Here is a 21,383-nt window from a genome sequence, read left to right as displayed (position 1 = left end):
AAAAACCCAATAAAGACTATAAAATCGTATGCTAATGAAATTGAAAGTTATATTTTAATTAATTCGTTTAAGAAATCAAATCCTTTATCGGTTAACACTCTTCCTTTTGAAGTTTTTCTTATAATACCATGTAATAATAAATTTGGTTCTATATTATTAGTTATAATTGATATTTGAGTATTCATAATTTGTTTTATGGATTCAATACCAATTACTTTATTTTCTTTTAGTATCTTTAAGTAAAACAAATCTTGATTGTTTAATCCATATTTATAAATATTTAAAGTATTTAAGATACTAGTAATGTATTCTTTTGTTATTTTAGTAGGTTTTTCAATCACAATATAATCATTAATTCTTTTTAAAATATTAATTGCGATTCTTGGATTATTTTTACAAAAGTTAGCAATAAACTCTAAAATTTCATAATTAATATTTAAATTATACTTTTTAGAATTTATTTCTAATATTTTTGCGATTTCATGGACTTTATAACCTTCAAAATAAAAACTAATAGGAAATCTATTTACAAAAGGATCAGATAATTTATTTAACTCAGTTGTTGCACAAATTAAAGTAAAGTTGGGCAAGTTTATATTAACAATCTTAGAATTATAATCTTTTCCTATTATTACGCTTAAACTATTGTCTTCTAAAACTGGATATAAAACTTCAAAAACTTCTTTTGAGATAGCATGTATTTCATCTATAAATAATATTTCTCCTTCTTTTAAAGAAGTAAGTGGTGAAATAATATCACTAGGTTTTTGTAATGCTGTTCCATTTAAAACATAAATTTTCTTATTTAATTCATAAGATATTAAGTATGCTAGGCTGGTTTTTCCTAAACCACTACATCCATAAAAAAGCATGTGATCAAGACTACATTTACGCTGCAATGAAGAATTTATATAAACTTTTAAATTTCTAATTATATTCTCTTGACCGATATAACTATCAAAATTACTTGGTCTATTTAAATTAACATTTAATTTCATTTAATTTCACCAGTGTATTTTTAAATAATAATTCTTCATCTAGCTTATCATCAACTTGAGATATTGCTTGATAAATACTACTAAATTTATATCCCAATTTATGTAAAGAGTTTATTACTTCCATTTGTTTTTTATTGTATTTTATATTTAAAACTTTGGAACCAACTATTACAAAAATTTCTTTAACTAAACTTTCTTTTATGCTAGTTTTTTCTTTAATTAAATCATAATGTTTAGATTTAACAGCTTCAATTAATTCTTCATAATCTAAGCTATAAAATAATGCGAGTAATGTTTTTATTCCAAAAAATTTTATTTGTAACAATGTTTTTGCAAGATTCAAGATTTGTTCATTTATAAAAAATAAATATTCATCAGTATATTCATTTCTATAATTATAAAAATAAATTTTTTGATTTTTACCAACTTTAATGTCTTTTATATTTTTACTAACAATAATTCCTTTATAACCAATATTATTAACTTCTACTAAGACTTCATTGTTATAAACTTCAATAACTTTAGCATTTAAATAGTACATAGTAATATACCTCCCTTATTTAAATCGAAAAAAAAACTAGTTATTTTACATAACTAGTTAGTTTTTTAAAATTATTTAACTTTTTTTACTGAAGTTTTCTTTTCAGCTTTAGGAGATAATTCATTTGCTGCTTTAATTGATTTTTTTCTATTTTTTTCAAAAAAATCTTTTCTTTCTTCAATAATACCTTGAGCTCTTTTACGGGTTAATGGTTTACCATCAATTTCGTATTTTTGTTTTATTGCATCAACTGTATTAGTGCCGTCTATATTTAAAGCTTTTGCGATTCTTTCTTTATTTTTAATAGAAGCGACAACCCCTGGAGGTAGATTTGAATAATCACCTTTCCCTTTTTTAGCAGATACCATAACTCTTGATTGCATTACTAAAGCGATTTTTGAACTTTTACCTTCCAAAATTTCAGGTTTTTTAACAACTTTTCCAGCAGATGCTTTTAAAGGTTTTTGATATAAACTTGATTTTGGTGCTCCTTTTTTTGATATTGTACTTTTAGTTGTTTTAGATGTCATTTTAATTCTCCTATTAGTATTATTATATATTGCTTTTTTAGGATTTTTAAAAAAAACACAAATTATAAAATGATATAAAAAAAATTTGGACTATCCAAATTTTCTGTTTTGTTTTTGTTTATAAATACGTTTTTCTTTTTTACTTAGGTGATATTCACGTTTTCTTGCTTCAGCTTTTGAAGAAGCAGCCACTTTTTGAAATCTTTTCAAAGCTTTTTCTATTGGTTCACCTTCACGTACTATGACACTTGCCATGTTTATTTTCAACTCCTAGTTTAAAAATATATATTTCGTATAAAAAAGTTACATACATATATACTTTTCAATATATTTATATCATATTTTTTGACAATATTTTAGTTTTTTAAAAATATTATGAATTATTAATTTATTGGAATTTTTTTTAGAGATTTTTTGTATCTTTTATAATCTTTTTTACATGTTAAAAAAGCTTTTTTATCTTCTTTTTTAAATTTAGATAAATTATTTGATTCTTTTAAAGATTCAAATAAAACCTCTATTGTTTCTTGAAACTCTTTTTTAATAGTCATTTTGTACTCACAATCACTATTAAATTTAACATTTGAAAATCACTTTTCAATAAATTCTATATTAATCGGTTTATTTGTAATTAAAATCAATTTATTATCTTCAACTTTAATATTTTTAATATTTTTATAACTATACAAATTCAATTTTAATTCATTGATATTTGCTTTTATAGTATCTTTTTTTGATAAATACTTTTCAAATGGATCAAATTTTGTATATTTAAAATAAAAATAGGCCATTGTAAACTCTATTACACCAAAAATAACCCCTAAAATTGGTACCAATCATATCCTTGTGTTTTGACCAGCTATAGTAGGAATTGCACCATTAAAAATTAAATCAAATAAACCGGTTGAAAATGTTGTGCCCAATTTCAGTTGTGCAATTGAACTAATAGCACCAATTATTCCTAACATTGGAGAATATACTCCAAAGTAAAATATTGGACAAATATAACAAAACATGTATTCTAGTGGTTCAGTGATCCCTAGAAGCGCAGACGATGCAAACGCAATTATAAAAGACCCTATGTATTTTTTTCGATCTTTTTTATCAATTTGTAGAAATATAGCTAGTCCAATAGCAGGAAGTACAAAAATTGAGTTTGCAAAACCTGCAGCAATAAACCTTGAAACTCTTAGTCCAACATTCCAACAATCTTGCATAGTTATGTAATTATTATTAATAACATTTGCAGCAATTACTTGATCACCTCTTAAATCTAATAAATTAATAGCAGATCCTTGATAATCACCAACATTATAATGCCAATTACTCAAAAGACTTATAATTTCTTTTTTAGCATCACTAGTCAAATTAGAAGCATTAATAAAATCTTCAACACTAGTTTGTGCTCAACTACCAGGTTTTTGACTCATCAACATGTCTACAAATTCAGAAAGTCATGAAATATTACCCGGTTGTGTTCTAAGTAAATATTGGGCAAATAGTTGTCCCTCATAGTTTCTTAAACTTCCTCCTAATTCTGTATATCATAGTGGTGAGTGAATCAACATTCCTGCTCCAAACGGTGTTAAAAATCTAGAAACAGTTGCGAATATAAATGAGTCTAAACCGGTTGGCGAATTTGCAAGACCCATTCCTAAAAACCTTAAAGAATATCCAATAGAAGGTCAAAATATTAGTCATAAAATAGCAAATAAAATTGCTACAAATGGGATTAATACTAATACAAATTTTTCTTTAGAAAAAAATTCAAGACCAACAATTAATTTAGTTTCTTTAAACCGATTATAAATCAAAGTTGTAATCGCTCCAGATAAAAAACCACCAATTACTCCAGTGTTAAAAGTTAAAAATCCAAAGATTGAAGTTAAATATATTTTTTGCTCTAAATTTTTTCAAAATAAAATGTCAAAAGTGTTGTTATTGGTGTTTTTAGTTTGTATAAATGCCGCCATTGTTAATGTAAAAGCAAAATAAAAAATAATGCTAGAATAAACAGCAACCCCTTTATTATTTGTAAAACCAATTGTTAAGGCTATTGCGAATCAAAGTCCTATATTTGTAAATAATAAAGTTCCAATATTTGTAAACAAATTGCTTAAAACTTTAGGTGCGTTATAGGTGTTTAATAAATTTCCAATTGATAAAATTACACCAAAAACAGGCATCAATATAATTACAAAACCAAAAGTAGATCCTAACTTTCTCATAAAAGTTTTCAAACTATTTTTTGTATATCAAGACAATTCAAAACTTTTAAAAACTGATGAATACTTCATTTCTTTATTTATTTTTTTTCTTAATTTATTATTCATTTAAACTCCTAATTAATCGTTTTTTTTATTAGTATAAATTTTTTTAAATTTATTTTATTATTGCTGTAATCTTTTTTATTAGTTTTTATTTCTTTTAATTCAGATTTTTCATTCTTATTTAATAAGTTAAGTTTTTCTTTTCTTTTTAAAAAATCATATTTTTTATTTAAATCATTAATATCAATTGCTAAATTGTTTTTTAATTCATCATTTTTAAACTTTAAATATTTTTTCATTTTTAGTTTGTTAGTATCGTTTAATAGTGGTACTTTTTGATTTATATGATTTGATTTTATTTGATTTATAATTTTATTAGCTCTTTCTTTTGAAAATAATGTATTTTTAATATTGTATGCTAATCATTTTCTTTCTAAAATAGTATGAAGGTTTTTTCCTTTATATCTATCATTTTTCAAAATTAATTCAATATTATCTTTAAACTCTTTTTTTCAATTTTCTCATTCTGAAATCTCTTCACTAGTTTTGTTTTTTAAAAAAAGTTCTCTATCTTTTATAATTTTTATTACAGAAATTGCTTTTTCTTTTGTGAATAAAGTTGCTTTAACATTATGAGCAATTCATTTTTTTTCTAAAATAGTATGAAGGTTTTTTCCTTTAAATTTATCTTTTTTTAAAGTTTGTTCAATAGAACTCATCGCTTTTCTTTTTGCAATTTCAATGTTACGTAACTCTTCTACTTTTTGTTTTTGCTTTAAATTTGCTAATTCTTTTTCTAAGTGTTCTTTTTCTTTTTTAAGTTTTTCAAAATATTTGTCTTTTGATTTATAATTTTTTTTAATTTTTTTAATTATTTTTTCTTTACTTATGTTTTCTTTTATTTGAGAATCTATAATTTTTTGATCTCTTTCAAATCTTCTTCTTTCAGCTTCTCTTTCTAATGAGATTCTTTTTTCTTCGTATAATCTAGTAAATTTTTTTGCATTTTTAATTTTTTCATTTAGTTCTTTTTCATTATTTATAGATTTATTTTCACTTTTTTTATTAACTAACATTTTTTCTTCTGATTCTAAAAAATTATTTTTATTTAAATCATCAATATTTTTTTCTTTAATTTCGTTTAAGTCGCTTTGTTTTTCTTTAAACTTTTTTTTCATTGCAAACTCTTCTTTATAAATTTTTTCATTTATTTTTTCATTAACTAGTTTAGATTTTTTTTTATCAAATCTATTTTGAAATTTGTTTTCATTCACCAAAACTTCTTTAGTTTCATTTTCGCCATTAGGTATTATTATTTTTGAAAACTTTAACAACTTATTTTTACTATCTACAAGTTTGAAGTTATTATCTTTTTTTTCTTGATTTTTATTTATAATCTTTTTTTTTATTGTATCTTCTTCTTCAAAATCATCTACATCAAAAAAATTATTTAATTCTATTTCTTGAGTTACATCGATAGTTTTATTTGTTTTTTTATTCACATCTTTTATATAATTTTTATTTTCTTTGTTTGGACTATATATATTTTGATTTAATGTTTCTCTAATTCTAATTTCTTGTACTTCAGAATTATTTAATTCCTCTTCACTTAAAAATACTTCTCAAGGAATTAATTCAACTGATTTAAATTTTTTAATTGCAATATCAATAGTTAATAATTTTTCATTAGCTTCTTTAATTATTTTTAGAGTATTTTTTTGTTTTAAAATATCATTATTTTTTTTAGCTTCTTCAAAAATTTTTTTTGCTTCATTAATCTTATTTTGTTCTTCAACTATTACTAACTCTAATCTTCTTTTTTTCTCAGATAAAAACTTTAGTTTTTGTTTTTGTTTATCATCATTTGAAAGACTATTTGAGTTATTCGTTACCATAAATCTTTTTAAATCATTTTTATTTAAACTCAAATCTTCTTGTGGTTGAAAATTATTATCATATTTAATAGCTCTTAAGTTTTCTAAATCTTTATTGGCAAAAATTTGTTGAATTCTTAAAAGATTACTTTGTCTTTGTTTCATAATAAGTTCTTGTTTAGAATTTCCGAATGCGTTTTCTTCTTTAATTTTTTTAAAATGAATTTCTAAGATTGCATTTTCAATTTCTAAAAGATTAGCTATATATCTTCCAATATTTTCTTTCATATCTTCAGAAAGATGAGAAAACTCACTAGTTAACAAATTTATAGTAGAAGGATTTAAACTTAAACCTACTAAATCATCAATTCTTTTACGTATACTTGAAGGTAAATTATATTCTCCTAATTCATAACCATATCTTTTTGCCATACAATACCTCCATATTTACTTTATATTATAACATTATTCATTATTTTTGTCTTTATACTTAACCTAACAAAAAAAATAAATATCTAAGATATTTATTTAGTATTCTTTATCATTTTTTTGTCCATTAACAATTGAAACTCCTCCACTTGTTCCGAGTCTTAAAGCTCCTAGTTCAATCATTTTAATAGCATCATCATAAGTTCTTACACCACCTGCTGCTTTAATTAAAATTTTATTCTCTACAGTTTTTTTCATAAGTTCTACGTCACCAAAAGTAGCACCTCCGGTTGAAAAACCAGTTGAAGTTTTTACAAAATCAAGTTTTGCTTCAATCGCTAAATTACAACATTTAACTATTTCTTCTTTTGTAAGTAAGCAATTTTCTAAAATAACTTTAACAATATTATTTTTTGCTGCATTTTTTATTTCAATCATTTCGTTTAATATTTTATTCCATTCTTGATTTTTAACATTTCCAATGTTTATAACCATATCAATTTCTGTTGCTCCTTTTTGAATTGCATCTTGAGTTTCAAAAACTTTTGTTTGAGTAGTTGATGCTCCTAAAGGAAAACCTATAACAGTTGTTATTCCTACGTTTGAGTTTTTTAAAAACTCTTTTGCATTTTCAATATTGCACGGATTTATACAAACTGTTGCAAATTCATTATCAATAGCTTCTTTGCAAATCTTTTCAATATCACTTTTTTTTGCATCTGGCTTTAATAAAGTATGATCTATATATCTATTTAAATTCATTTAATACTCTCCTCATTTTTCACTGTTTTTTTCAACTCAATTTAAAACTTTTACAGCTTCACAACTTATATCTAATAAATAATTTCTAACATTATAATCATTATTTTCAATCATTTTTATAAATAGTTTTAATTCATAATCAAAAAAATCTACTTCTTCATTTTGAGTATAAATATTTGTTTTTTTGCTATTATTTAAACTTGTAAAGTTAATCTCTTTAAGGTGGGAATTATCTATAAAATCAATTGTTCCATTATCAGATAATATTTCATTATAATTAGATCCCTTTGAAGCTTTTGAACAAGTTATGTTAACCAAAACGTTATTTTTATGTCTTATGATTACCAAATCATTTAATCCGCTATTATTAGGTAAAGTTAATCTCATAGATTTAACTTCTTTTACAGGACCAAATAAAGCAATTGATAATTCGACAGGATAAATTAATAAATCATAAGTAGAACCTTTTCCTAAATATTCATCAAATACTGAATCATAAATTCCTTTTTTTACGTTTGGCATTCTTGAAGAATATTGTGTAATACTAAAATTTGCTAAAAATGGTTGAGTGTCACTACACAATTCAAATAACTTTTTGAATTGTGGTAAATGTGCGGTTCTAAAAGCTTCCATTAATATAACTTTATTTACTTCTGCAACACTTGCAAGTTCACAAGCTTGCTCATAATTTAAAGCTAAAGGTTTTTCTAATAAAACATGTTTTTGTTGACTTAAAAAATATTTTGCTTGTTCATAATGTAGTCCGTTTGGACTTGCTATATAAAGCGCATCTACTTCATCAACTAAAACATTAAATGAATCAACAGCTTTAGCATTTAAATTGTTTTCCAAAATAAAGTCTTTTGCTTTTTGTTTGTTTCTTGAATAACAACAAACAATTTTTATGCTTTCAGAATTAACTGCACTTTTAACAAACTTTTTTGTTATATTACTAGTACCTATTGTACCGATTTTAATCATTTTCATCCTCCATGAATGGATTTTTATCTTTATTTAATAATTTTTGTGTTTTTATTATTTGTTCTTTTTTTTCTAGGTTATCTACTTTTAAGTTTTGATTTGCTTCAAATCAAGTTCTGTTTACAACTGCTTGTTCTTTAATTCTTGACAAAGTTTCTAAAATAGAAATTGTAATTCCTAATACAAAGATAAAGACGATAAAAACGAAATTTAAAACATAAGCGTTAAGCGGATCATATCTATATGAAAATGTTAGTAAGAATCCAAATATTATTAACAATGAAAAGCAAAATAAGTAGACTATTACATAAATTAATTCTTTTTTATTATATTTATATTCAGATTTAATATGGAAAAAAAGTCTTAAACCAAAATATACAGATCCAAAAACTATTCCTGCAAGTATCATAATTATTGATAATTTTAAATAATTATTCTTTAATCAATCGCTTAAAGTATTATCTTTTTGTTTTATAGCTACAATTAAAATAATAAAACATAAAATGTAAAAAAATAACATTGATATTGTTAGTAAATATTTTGCAATCGTATATGATTTAGGGTTTAAAATTTTACTTTTCATAAGCAATTTCTCCATTTACTATTGTTTTTTCAACTTCATAATTTTTATTTAATACAACTAAATCAGCAAACTTATTAACTTCTATATTTCCAGTTTTATCAAAAATATTTAATTGTTTTGCAATATTAATCGAAGTCATATAAATTAGTTCGTTTAATGTTAGATTAGGAATTTCTTTTAACATTACTCTTATATTATGATCATAAGTCGCTCCTGCTCCAGCTAGTGCTTTTCCTTCTTTTAAATATACTTTCATTCCTTCTTTAATAACTTCTAAGTTACCAAGTTTATATTCACCATCATCTAAACCTTTGGCGTTCATAGCATCAGTTATTATACAAATTCCTTTATGACCTTTTATTTTATAAATAAGTCTCAAAGTATCAGGTTGAATATGAATTGAATCAGTTATAACTTCGCACAAAATGTCATCAAAATAAAGACCAGCTGTTGCAAGTCCTGGTTCTTGTTGATTAACTCCACTCATTCCATTAAATAAATGTGTAAGATGTTTTACACCAAGTTTGTAATCTTTTAAAAAGTTTTGAACACTTGTGTTTGTATGACCCGCAGAAGGTAAAATGTCATTTTCTAATAAGTAATTTGTAAACTCACCATTTTGTAAATCTGGTGCGTAAGTAATAATTCTAATATTATTCCCACTTAATTCAATTAATTCTTTAAGAGTTTTAAGGTTTGGTTTTTCCAATAATTTTAATTCATGAGCACCTTTTTTTTCTGGAGAAATAAAAGGTCCTTCCATATGAATCCCTAAGCATTTTGCACTTTTACTTTGGTAATCACTCATAAAAACTTTAAACGCACTCATAAATTTTATATTATCTTCTTTTGAGTTTGTAACACTTCCTTGCACATAACTAGTAATACCTTCTTTAACAACTAATTTAGCAAACTTTTGATAAGCATCAACAGTTCCTGATTCAAAATCAACTCCATAACCTCCATGGACATGACAGTCAATAAAACCCGGCAATAAAAAATTGCCTTGCAAATCAATTCCTTCAAGTTGTGTAACCCCTTCGTTAATAGACATTATTTTTTTATCTTCTATTAAAACTCATCCATTTTCAATTGTTTTATTTTCTAAAATAATTTTTGCATTTTTTAGTATCATTATAATTGCTCCTAACAAGTATATTTTATTCTAATTTGTTTGTTAAGTTTATTAATAATTTTAAAAAAACAATAATTAATATTATTGTTTTTTTTGAACAAAACCAATTAAGCAAATTACAGATAAAGTAATTGTAATAAAAGGTCATGATAAACTAACTCAAATTGGTTTGTGCATTTCTTCTCTAAACAAAATCCATAAAATTAATTGATTAAAAATAATCAAAATTGTAAATAATAATATTTGAATAAACATCATTTTATTATAATTAAATCTTCTGATCTTTAATATTCTCGATCATGCATATATCAATGGAATAAAACAAACAGGAATTAATATAGCATTAATTACAGTAATTAAAATTTGAATTTTTGTTTTGTAAGGGTGAATGAACCCTGGAAAAATAATAGTTGAAATAAATACTATAAGTGAAATTCAAAATCAATAATCTTTTAATAAACTTCTAACAAACTCTCGTTTTGAATCAATTCTTACATTTTTTAATCAATAATAAAATTTTGAATGTTGATTTCTAGTTGAAGTAATAAATGTAGCTGTTCAAAACGATCCAGATAAAACCATTAATATACCTATAATTGGTAAAACAACAATGCAAATAGAAATTGCACTTTTAAAAGTATTATTATTGATGATATTTGATCCAAAATCTAATTTTGTATCACTTATTCCATTCAACATTAACGAGAACATTTTACCTGGTGTTGCAAATTTATAAGCTGTTACATAATCAAAACAATTATGTAAAGTATTATTGTTTATCTTATCTAAATATTTTGAAACTTCTCCATTACCACCATTATAACTAGATTCTATAATTGACAACAAAGTAACTCCAACAATTGTTAAAACTAAAAATATTCCTGAAATAGCTAGAAAAGAAATTTTTGAAGATATTCTTACATAATTAAATTTAAACTCTCTTCTTATTCTTGACAAAATTATCATAGCAATAAAAATAATTGAAAATGTTCCAAATATAACACCAACCATTGGTAACAAAAATGCGTTTACTAATACAAATATAACAACAACTAGCGAATGTATTTTTAACATTGCCCCTAAACTTTCAATTCCCATAATTAAATAAGCTAAATCTAACTTGTTATTAATTTGTGGTCTTAATGTTTGTAAAAAATTTTGTAAGCCTTGATCATTATTATCAACATTTGCAATTTTTTTAAGTTCTTCATCAATATTAATACTTGTAAGCAAAGACATTGATAGTATAAACAAAGAAAGCAAAGCTGCTCCAAAACTTATAAACGAAATTATAAAAACTTTATTTTTCATTTAAAACTCCATAGTTATTTCTATATATTTATTATACTTTTTTTATTTATTTAAGTTAAATATTCTTTCTATTAATGTTGTTAATCTTGGTTTCATTTCTTTTGAACATGCATTTAAAAAAAGTTGTTTATCTCCAACAATATATAAATGTTTTTTAGCTCTTGTAATAGCTGTGTATATCATTTTTTTGTTTATGATTCATGAGGAGAAACGATTTGAATTATCCAAAACTAAAATAACAGTATTGTATTCACTTCCTTGAGTTTTGTGTATACTACATGCATAGCTTAACTTAAGTTTTGAAAACTGTGCAGAACTTAATTCCTTTTCTTCTTCGTTAAAAAAAACTTTTGAGTTTTTATATTTCTTGTTATCTAAAAATATTTTATCAATATAACCTACATCACCATTAAAAATTTTTAAAAATGAATCATTTTCTGTATACATCACTTTATCATTTGGTCTATAAATTGAATTAGCTTTTTTATACTCTGTTGATGTTTTTGGATTAACAATTGCTTGAATAAAATTATTTAATTCATCGATTCCTAGATCTTCTTTATACATTGGTGCAATAATTTGTAAGTGAACTAGTTCATCTAATATGTTTGAGGGTCTGTTTTGTAAATAAATTTTTTTTATGTATTCTAAACTTTCTTTAGTGTCATTACTAAAATAAGTGACTACATTATTTAAATTATTAAAATTAAATTTTTGAATAGAATTGTTTTTTATAGCTGTTGCCAAGTCAATAATTGAATTACTTTGATCAGTAATAACTTGTCTATTATTAATTAGTAATTTTGTTATTGAGAATTTTTCGCTTTTAATAATATCTTCAAAAGCATTACCATAACTTACACTCGGTAATTGATCAACATCACCAACTAAAACTAATTTCTCAATTCCTTCAATTCCTAAAAACATAGAAGCAAATAAATGATTATCAATCATTGAAGACTCATCAATTATTAACATTTTTTTTATAAGCGGATTTTTAGAATTATGCTCAAAACTATTATTTCCTAGAAACTTTAGTAATCTATGAATGGTTGAAGCATTATAATCTGAGGACTCTGTTATTCTACTCGCTGCTCTACCAGTTGGTGCTACAATAGAAAAATCTTTATCTTTATAAACTAACTCATATAATTTAATAATTCCATTTATAACAGTAGTTTTTCCTGTACCAGGTCCACCCGTTATAATACTTACATTATTTTCTAAAAAATTTTTTAGTGCTAAAATTTGTTCATTATTATATTTAAAATTTTTTATTTGCAAAGTTTCTTCTATATAAATTTCAACTTCAATTAAAAGATTTTCAAAATCATAATCATTATTTTTAGTTTTTTTATTTTCAATTTCATTTAAACTAGATGCAATTATTTTTTCATCTTCGTAACTTTCTTTAGAATAAATTTTTTTATTTTCGAAATATAGAATATTGTTTTTTTTAGCATAAAGTAATTTATTTGACAATTCGTTTTGATTTAATTGTGTGAATATTTTAAATATTTCTTTTCTTAGTGTTGTCAAGTCTGTAAAAGTATTTCCTGTTTTAATTAAAATATCGTTAACAATATGTAACGCTCATCAACTCACTCTTACTTCTGAATTTATATCTTGGTTAAAAACTATTGCTACTTTATCAACTTCACTGAAAGGTTTAAGATTATTTTCGAATGCAAATTTATAAAAATCATTCTTTAAAATATCTAATACTTCTTCTTTATCTTTACATAACTTTTCTAGTTTAGTATAAAAATCTATTTTTAAATCATATGCTTCAAAAGTTTCTAATAATTTATTTTCTTTAAAGTGATATTCAACTTGTTGAATAATTATATTGACTTGTGCTTCTGTAATTTTTTCAATTTGATATAAACTATTTGGATCTTTTAAAATTTTTTGAAACACATGATCTTCATAATAATTTACAATTCTTGTAGCTAATTGTTTTCCTATTGTGGGAAACAATGGTGAAATTAAATATTTAAAACACGATTCTTTTGAACTACTTTCTAATTTTTTAAACTTGCTTACTTCAAAAATAGTTTTATTTGTTCTTCTATCAATCACACTTTCTCCAGATAAAACATAAAAAATGTTCATTCTTAGCGAAGAAATTTCGCCTCTTATAACTATTGATCTAGTTTCATTGTCAATTAATGTAAAAACAGCTATTCCAAAACCTTCATTGTTATATATAAAATTTTTAATTTTACCTTTTATTTCTGTCATGATAATTTCTTTCTATATTTCTTTTCATTAATTATGTTACACAAAAAAAATACCAAAGTGGTATTTATATTAAATCATCTATATTAACTTTTAATTCTTCAGTTTTTTCAGTTTCAACATCTTTATTTTGTTGTTTTGTTTTTGCAACAACTGTTGAACTTGACTCTTCGTTATCATCAGAAGATTTTGGAGATGGTGGTATATCACCATTTTTTATGATATAAGATTTTTCTAATGTTGTTGTTAAAATCTCGTTCATATCTAAATCAGTTGGTACACTTTCAAGATCTAAATATTTAAATGAGTTTACTTTAATTTGTTTTAACTCATCTTCAACATCAAGTATATTTAAAATATCTTTATCTGTTACATTGTATAAGAATGTTGCAAACTCATCTCTTTTTTTATTCATCGGATAAAGTCTAACACCTCTTTTAGGCCTTGCCATAATTGGAACTAAATCTTGTTTAACTTTTTTAATATTTCCTTTATTTGTTAATACTAGAATATCTCCTGAATCAAATGCTTTACCAGCAACAATCGCTTCATCTTTAACAACAGTTGATTTGACCCCTTTAGCATTAGGACCTGCACTTGGGATTTCTGAAATATCATATCTAACTGAAAAACCAGTTTGTGTTAACATAGTTACTGTTTTTGTTTTTGAAGTTACAAGAGATGCGGATACTAACTCATCTCCTTCTGCCAACTTCATTATTCTAAATGATTTTGAAAACATTTTTGTTTCTAAATCTTCAATTGGAGTTCTTTTAATTAAACCTTGTTTTGAAGCTAATAAAATTTCTTGTTTAGCATTTTTAAATTTTCTAACAACAAATGCAGCAAGCAATCTTTCATTTTGCGCAGTCATTTGTGCAACTGTATTTAAATGCATACCATTTTCTTTTCATTTACTTGGTTTAATTTTATAAACAGGAATTGAATAATAAGTTCCTGAACTTGAAACTAGTAACAAAAAGTCTAAACTTGAAGCAGGAACATTTGCGATTCAAATGTCATTAGGTTTACGCTTAAATGTTTCGCTTGTGTTTTTTCCAAGTTGTGCTGTTTCAATTGCTTTTATATATCCATCTTGAGAAATTCATATAGCATAATCTTTTTCAACAATAGTTTCTTTAATTTCTACTTCAATGTTTTCTATTTCTTGAACAATTTCAGATCTTCTTGGAACATTAAATTCTTTTTTAGTTTCTTGAAGTTCATTGATTATCTCGTTATTTAAAACATTACCATCACCAATAATTGCATTTAATTTTTTAATTAACTCCATTAATTCATTTTTTTCTTCTTCTAATTTTAGAATATCTGTTGAAGTTAAACGATATAGTCTTAAATCAACAATTGCAATAGCCTGATTTTCACTAAACTCATAAGTTTTTATCAAATTTTCAATAGCATCAATTCTATTTTTAGAGTTTCTAATAATTGCAATAATTTCATCCAATATTGATATAGCTTTAATCAATCCTTCGATTATTTCTTGGCGTTTTACAGCTTTATCTAAATCAAATTTTGTTTTTTTAAGATAAACTTCTTGATAATGTTTTACATAAGCTTGAATAATATTTAATATACCTAGTTGTTTTGGTTGTTTATCAACAATAACAACATTATTGTAGTTATATGAAATTTGTAACGGAGTATTTTTTAATAAAAATTTTCTAGTTATTTCATAATCTGCTTTTTCAGAAAGTTCAATTACAATTCTAAGTCCTGTACGATCAGTCTCGTCTCTAACTTCTTTAATTTCAATAGCTGAATTTGCATCAGCTACTTCGCCAATTTTTCTAACTAAATCTTGTTTTACTATTTCATAAGGTATTTCATCAATAACAATATTATTATCTTCGCGATGGATTTTTGATTGAATAATAACCCTTCCCTTTCCTGTTTCAAAAGCAGAATTGATTCCATCTTGACTCATAACAATTGCTCCTGTTGGAAAATCAGGACCTTTAACAATTTTTAAAATATCTTTTAATTTAATATTAGGATTTTTAATTGTTGCAATAATAGCATCAATTACTTCACCTAAATTGTGTGGAGGCATATTTGTAGCATAACCAGCTGCAATACCAGTTGATCCATTAACCAAAATATTAGGAAAATATCCAGGTAAAACTGTTGGTTCTTTTTCTGAATCATCAAAGTTAGGTGCAAATAAAACGGTGTTTTTTTGTAAATCTTTTAATAATAAACTACTAATTTTAGATAGTCTAGCTTCTGTATAACGCATAGCAGCTGCACTATCACCATCAATTGAACCGTTATTACCATGCATATCAACAAGTGGTGCATGAAGCTTTCAAGTTTGACTCATCCTTACTAAAGCGTCGTAAACCGAAGTATCTCCGTGTGGATGGTACTTACCAATAACATCTCCAACTATACGCGCTGATTTTTTATAAGGTTTATCAAAAGTTAAATTAATATCATTCATTGCGTACAATACTCTACGTTGAACTGGTTTTAAACCATCTCTAACATCAGGAAGAGCTCTTTCTTGGATAATATATTTGGCATATCTTCCAAATCTATCTCCCATAAGTTCTTCTAATGAATGATTTAAAATTCCTTTTTCTTTATTATCTTGAGCCATTATCTTTTGCCTTTCTATTGATTAATATCAAAATTAATTTCTGAAATGTCTTCATTTAAAAAATCCATGATACTTAGGTTTTGCATTGTTTTTTTACCCTCTGAAGTTAAAATTCATAACTTAGAGACAGTGTCTTGTTTATATAATTTTGGTTCATTTTTAGAAATTAATGTTCTTGCTAAATCTAACATTTGTTTTGAAAAGTCTTGTGCTAACCTTAACATTGAGTAGACAACTTCAAGTCCTTCTTGAGTGAATAAATTCATTTTTTGTTGTAATTCGTTTTGTTTAGTTTTTATTTCAATTTCTTCTCCAAAATCATTAGTCAAAAATCCTTCAAAGTAATAATTTGTACTATCAATCTCTTGGATTAAACATATAAACCTTGGAATTCCTTCTATTTTTCTAAGTTTTACTTCATATTGATTTAATTCTTCAATTATAATTAGTATTTTTTTTAGAATCATTTCACCATTAAGTCCAACAAGCTCCATTGTTCGATCCCTTCCAACAACAGTGTTTCTTAAATGAATAAATATTGCAAAAATATCTAATCTTGTTGAAGCAATTTCTTTTGCGATTTCTTTAGATTTTAATAAAACAGGTCCGGTTGCTGGATTCAAATAGTAACTATCTGTAAATTCATCATATATTAATATACCAACTTGTGGTTTAGAAAGTTCTCTGGCTTTTTTCATTGACTCTTTTGACTTTTCAATAAAACGATTTAAGGTTTTTATAGCCCAAAAGAACTCAGCATCTTTTGTTAAATTAACAAATAACGACTGCTCACTCGCAACAGAAGTTAATAAGTCTATATTTTCGTCATCAGTATTGCGCATTTCAAAGTACAAATGAGCCCCATCTAACTCATAAGTGATGTTAAAACTATTAAAGATACTGAATCTTTTAATATCTTTATTAATTCTATTGTATTCTTCAAATTTTGAAATGACCATATTAACTTTTTTATCAAAGTCAATACTTTCCATACGCAACACTCTCCTATATTAATTTATTTTTGTTTAAATAAATTCCGCATTATCTTCTAATGTAAATTTAACATTTTCTTCAATTCATTCTTTTCTTTTTTCAGCATTATCACCCATTAAAGTACGGAATGTATTTTCAGCACTAAGTGCATCTTCAATTGAAACACATATTAACTTTCTTTTCTCAGGATCCATTGTTGTTTCTCACAATTGAATTGCATTCATCTCCCCAAGACCTTTGTATCTTTGAATTTCAATTTTATTTTTTGTTTTTTTCATATATTGTGCCAGTTCGTCTTCTGTTCACAAATATATAAAATCTTTTTTATTACTTTGAGTAACTTTAAAAAGCGGAGGCATTGCTATGTAAATATTTTTATTAGTAATTAATTCTTTCATATAACGATAGAAGAAAGTTAATAATAATGTTTGTATGTGAGCACCATCAGTATCTGCATCTGTCATAATAATGATTTTTCCATAATTGATATCTGAAATGTCAAAATCACTACCCATACCTGCCCCAATAGCATTGATGATTGAAGTTATTTCTTCATTTTTTAATAAATCTAAAATTTTAGTTTTTTCTGCATTAATCACTTTACCTCTTAATGGTAAAATTGCTTGAAATTTTCTATCTCTACCAGATTTTGCACTTCCTCCAGCAGAGTCACCTTCGACTAAAAATAACTCATTTATAGATTTATCTTTACCTTGAGCTGGGGTTAATTTCCCCAACATTGTTTTCCCTCTTGTTTTTGTTTTTTGATCTCTTATTGCTTGTCTTGCTTTTCTAGCTTCATCTCTAGCTTTTCTTGCTAAAAGTGCTTTTTCAATTATCGATAGTGCAATTGCTTTATTTTCTTGTAATCAAAATCCAAAAATTTCTTCAGTGATTTTTTCACAAGCGCTTTTTGCTTCACTAGTTCCTAATTTTCCTTTTGTTTGACCTTCATATTGGATTAAATTTTCAGGGATTTTTACAGTAACTACAGCAATTAAACCTTCTTTTACGTCATTTGCTTCAAGTTTCTTATCTTTTAATATCCCTTGCTCTCTACCATATTCATTTAAAGATTTCAAAAGACCTGTTTTAAAACCTGAAATATGAGTTCCACCATCACTAGTTTTAACATTGTTAGCAAATCCCATTAAGTTTTCTGAAAAATCATCAGTATAAGTAAGTGCAATTTCTACATCAATTTCAGAATCTTGACCCTTAATTAAAATTGGGTTACACATTTCTTTTTGGTTACCTTTAAGTTCATTTACAAACTCAATCAATCCATTATCATATTTATATTCAACAAATTTATCACTTCTTTCATCTTTTAAAGTGATTTTTAAACCTGAATTTAATAATGCAGACTCTTTTAGTCTTTCGCTGATTGTGGAAAACGAAAACTTAGTAGTGCTAAATATTGTTTCATCTGGTAAAAAATTTACAACTGTTCCTGTTAATTTTGAATTTCCTGCATTTTTTAAAGGTGTTACTAAATTACCACCTTTTGAAAATCCAATTTTTGATATTATTCCATCACGATAAATTGTTACCTTAAATTTAGAAGAAAGCGCATTCACAACTGAAGACCCAACTCCATGAAGTCCACCACTAGTTTTATAACCATCACCACCAAATTTTCCTCCAGCATGTAATACTGAAAATATTATTTCTGGTGTTGATTTGTTAGTACCCTTATACATTCCAATCGGAACTCCACGACCATTATCTTTAACTGTAATTGATCCATCTTTTTCTATAACAACATTAATTTCATCACAAAATCCAGCTAATGCTTCATCAATTGAATTGTCAACTATTTCTCACACTAAATGATGTAAACCTCTTACATCAGTAGAACCAATATACATTCCAGGTCTTTTTCTAACCGCTTCTAGACCTTCGAGAACTTGAATACTATCTTCATTGTAATTAAGTTCATTTTTTAAATCTGCCATTTTTTTATCCTTTCAATTTATTTTAACCCTATAAATATTAAAATATGTTTGATAATTTAAACATAATCAAATTTTATATTATATTGTTTTTAAATAAAGTCAAATATTTTTAAATTATCCTTGATTTAACTTGTTTTCTACAAATTCATCTAATTCGTAAAATTTGTAATTTTTTTTAACACATATAAATTCTTCAAACTCTAAAACATCCATTTTAATAATTAACTCATCCTTATTTTGAAAAATATGACGATTTTTATCAACTATAAAACTTAATCCATAAACAGTTTTGATATCAACTTTACTTTCGCTATATTGATTATTAGCAATTTTTTTTAATTTTATGATATTGTTAATTATATTTTTATTTTTAAATATAAATTGAAGTTTCTTTTTAATTGTTAAATCCTTTACTTTTTTTATCTTTAAATTAGTTGAAGTATCTGCTTTTTCTAGATGAAAAACATCAATATTTGGTATTTCGATAAGCAAAGTTCCATCACTTTGAATTATTTCATAATTTGTATTTGTAAAATCGTTTAAAGTAAATTTTAAAATTGCGTTAATAAAGTGCTCTGTTTTTATATTAATATCTATGTATTTTTTACCATCATTAAATGTTTCAAAATGATGATTTTTAAAGTCTTCATCAAAAGCTGAGTAACCTTTTTTAACACTATCTTTTCTAACTGTGTCAAAGATATAGTTTCTAACAGTTTCAATAGTTATGCTTTTTGTATCTTTTGAGTTAATTAATTTTTTGAACTCTTCTAAATTTGAGTTTTTATAGTTTAATACGTTATTTTTAATAACACCATTATTTAAAGTAATTATTTGAACTAAATTATCGTCATAAAAATTTTTAATAAGATCACTAGAAATAATTTCTCTTATTCATTTTAAGTTGATTTCTTCTTTAATATTATTAATGCATCATTCTTGATGTTTTGAATCAAATTTAGTGGTTAAAAAATACTGAATTCTAACACTAGGATTATAATTTAATATTAATTTTGCATTGCATTCTAAATTATTTATAACTCTACCACATCTTATTTCCAAACCTTTTTTATTAATTTGATTATATAAATCTCTTCTTTTTAATATAGAATTAAAATATTTAATAAAATTGTATTTATTATCATTTATTTTTATAATCCATTCCATTCAATCACCTTTTTTCATTTTTATTTTACACCAATAAATTCTATGTTTTTTAATAGAAATTGTAATAAAAAAACAAATGCCGTTTGAAAGGAACAGGCATTTGTTTTTTTTACAAACTTAACTTTAATTTATTACTAATTAAAATGTAGTTTGAAAGTCCTTATAAAGGTATGTGTAGCGTTATAAAATAAATATTTATAACATTTTAATTATAACATTTACTCTATTTTTGTAAATAGAGTAAAAAATACTAAAGATTATTTATCGTTAATATAATAACAAATATTTTGATATATTTCACAAATTGATTGCATCTCATTTAACCTATAAATTATTTTTCAAAAATAACTTAGTTCAGTTTTGTCAATATTGTACAAATTATCTAATATATCTTCATATATTGCTAAAATTAAACTAATTCCTGATAATCACTTATCAATATTTTGTTCATTTTTTAATAAAATTATTATCTCGTTTTGTTGATTATCAAACTCAATTGTCGAAAATTTATTAAAACGCTCTACTAAAGTTAATTTATTTTGTAGTTCTTGTAAAAAAAAGTTTTTTAATTGTTTTATACTAGGCACTTTTTTATATTTTTTTAAACCATCATAACAAAACTTAACAATATTATCTGCTTGAATAAATAATTCTTTTATAACTCTAAGTTTTGGTGCGATAGCATAGTAATTGTAATCAATTTCTTTTAACTCATAACTAATCATTAAATATAGCACTTCATCATAAATGTTTAAAAAATGATTTTTTATATCTTGAAATTCATCTAAATAGTTCATATTCATTAATTGTTTTTTTACTTGTTTTAGTTTTTTTATAATTAAATTATTATCAAAAAAGGCTTCATTAATATAATCAATCCATATAAAAATTGATGAAACAGTTGGTTCAAAATATTTCAAAACATAATTTATTTCACTGTCTAAAAACTCATATTTTCCAAGCATAAAAACCTCACTTAATCTTCTT

Annotated in this window: 17 protein-coding genes; all 17 read right to left on the bottom strand. The window is 24.2% G+C overall.

Translation table 4 applies throughout. From position 1 onward, the window contains the following. Positions 1 to 47: 47 nt before the first annotated feature. Entirely contained in the window at positions 48 to 998 is a 951-nt protein-coding gene (gene ruvB, locus SGLAD_RS02510) for a Holliday junction branch migration DNA helicase RuvB (protein ID WP_208338089.1), read from the bottom strand. Then, positions 982 to 1,539 carry a Holliday junction ATP-dependent DNA helicase RuvA gene (locus SGLAD_RS02505; RefSeq protein ID WP_134297469.1) on the bottom strand — a complete coding sequence of 186 codons (558 nt, stop codon included), beginning with the start codon at positions 1,537 to 1,539 and terminating at the stop codon, positions 982 to 984. Before SGLAD_RS02505 ends, ruvB begins: the two co-directional genes overlap by 17 nt. 71 nt (positions 1,540 to 1,610) lie before the next feature. Beyond that, positions 1,611 to 2,069 (bottom strand): hypothetical protein, encoded by a 459-nt coding sequence (locus tag SGLAD_RS02500; protein ID WP_134297468.1) that lies wholly within the window; start codon positions 2,067 to 2,069, stop codon positions 1,611 to 1,613. 90 nt (positions 2,070 to 2,159) lie between these two features. Further along, the gene (gene rpsU / locus SGLAD_RS02495) at positions 2,160 to 2,324 is read right to left on the bottom strand and encodes a 30S ribosomal protein S21 (protein WP_134297467.1); all 165 of its coding nucleotides are present in this window, start codon (positions 2,322 to 2,324) and stop codon (positions 2,160 to 2,162) included. Between the two features lie 128 nt (positions 2,325 to 2,452). Then, positions 2,453 to 4,402 carry a PTS transporter subunit EIIC gene (locus tag SGLAD_RS02490; protein WP_134297466.1) on the bottom strand — a complete coding sequence of 650 codons (1,950 nt, stop codon included), beginning with the start codon at positions 4,400 to 4,402 and terminating at the stop codon, positions 2,453 to 2,455. Between the two features lie 8 nt (positions 4,403 to 4,410). Then, entirely contained in the window at positions 4,411 to 6,645 is a 2,235-nt protein-coding gene (locus tag SGLAD_RS02485) for a hypothetical protein (protein ID WP_134297465.1), read from the bottom strand. A gap of 96 nt (positions 6,646 to 6,741) precedes the next feature. Beyond that, on the bottom strand, positions 6,742 to 7,404 hold the full coding sequence (deoC, locus tag SGLAD_RS02480) for a deoxyribose-phosphate aldolase (RefSeq protein ID WP_134297464.1): 663 nt from the start codon (positions 7,402 to 7,404) through the stop codon (positions 6,742 to 6,744). Beyond that, positions 7,405 to 8,385 (bottom strand): Gfo/Idh/MocA family protein, encoded by a 981-nt coding sequence (locus tag SGLAD_RS02475; RefSeq protein ID WP_166739164.1) that lies wholly within the window; start codon positions 8,383 to 8,385, stop codon positions 7,405 to 7,407. Then, positions 8,378 to 8,968 (bottom strand): MFS transporter, encoded by a 591-nt coding sequence (locus tag SGLAD_RS02470; protein ID WP_134297462.1) that lies wholly within the window; start codon positions 8,966 to 8,968, stop codon positions 8,378 to 8,380. The genes SGLAD_RS02475 and SGLAD_RS02470 overlap by 8 nt, the downstream gene beginning before the upstream one ends. Continuing rightward, a complete protein-coding gene (nagA, locus tag SGLAD_RS02465; protein WP_134297461.1) occupies positions 8,958 to 10,103 on the bottom strand; it encodes an N-acetylglucosamine-6-phosphate deacetylase in 1,146 nt (381 codons plus the stop codon). Before nagA ends, SGLAD_RS02470 begins: the two co-directional genes overlap by 11 nt. Positions 10,104 to 10,184: 81 nt before the next feature. Then, positions 10,185 to 11,414, bottom strand: a complete 1,230-nt coding sequence (scm1, locus tag SGLAD_RS02460) for a motility-associated protein Scm1 (protein WP_134297460.1) — start codon at positions 11,412 to 11,414, stop codon at positions 10,185 to 10,187. A gap of 42 nt (positions 11,415 to 11,456) precedes the next feature. Beyond that, positions 11,457 to 13,658, bottom strand: coding sequence for an SF1B family DNA helicase RecD2 (gene recD2, locus SGLAD_RS02455; RefSeq protein ID WP_134297459.1), 2,202 nt, complete (start codon positions 13,656 to 13,658; stop codon positions 11,457 to 11,459). Between the two features lie 64 nt (positions 13,659 to 13,722). Then, complete coding sequence (gene parC / locus SGLAD_RS02450) at positions 13,723 to 16,278, bottom strand: DNA topoisomerase IV subunit A (RefSeq protein WP_134297458.1); 2,556 nt, start codon at positions 16,276 to 16,278, stop codon at positions 13,723 to 13,725. 14 nt (positions 16,279 to 16,292) lie between these two features. Next, positions 16,293 to 17,270 carry a hypothetical protein gene (locus SGLAD_RS02445; protein WP_134297457.1) on the bottom strand — a complete coding sequence of 326 codons (978 nt, stop codon included), beginning with the start codon at positions 17,268 to 17,270 and terminating at the stop codon, positions 16,293 to 16,295. Between the two features lie 33 nt (positions 17,271 to 17,303). Further along, complete coding sequence (gene parE, locus SGLAD_RS02440) at positions 17,304 to 19,220, bottom strand: DNA topoisomerase IV subunit B (protein ID WP_425057121.1); 1,917 nt, start codon at positions 19,218 to 19,220, stop codon at positions 17,304 to 17,306. Positions 19,221 to 19,343: 123 nt separating this feature from the next. Further along, positions 19,344 to 20,414, bottom strand: a complete 1,071-nt coding sequence (locus SGLAD_RS02435) for a hypothetical protein (RefSeq protein WP_134297455.1) — start codon at positions 20,412 to 20,414, stop codon at positions 19,344 to 19,346. A 239-nt stretch (positions 20,415 to 20,653) separates the two neighbouring features. Next, positions 20,654 to 21,361, bottom strand: a complete 708-nt coding sequence (locus SGLAD_RS02430; RefSeq protein WP_134297454.1) for a hypothetical protein — start codon at positions 21,359 to 21,361, stop codon at positions 20,654 to 20,656. Positions 21,362 to 21,383 lie beyond the last annotated feature (22 nt).

The sequence above is a fragment of the Spiroplasma gladiatoris genome (assembly GCF_004379335.1).
GTDB lineage: Bacteria > Bacillota_I > Bacilli_A > Mycoplasmatales > Mycoplasmataceae > Spiroplasma_A > Spiroplasma_A gladiatoris.
Note: the sequence above shows the minus strand (reverse complement) of the source record. Positions and strands in the feature narration are given on the sequence as shown.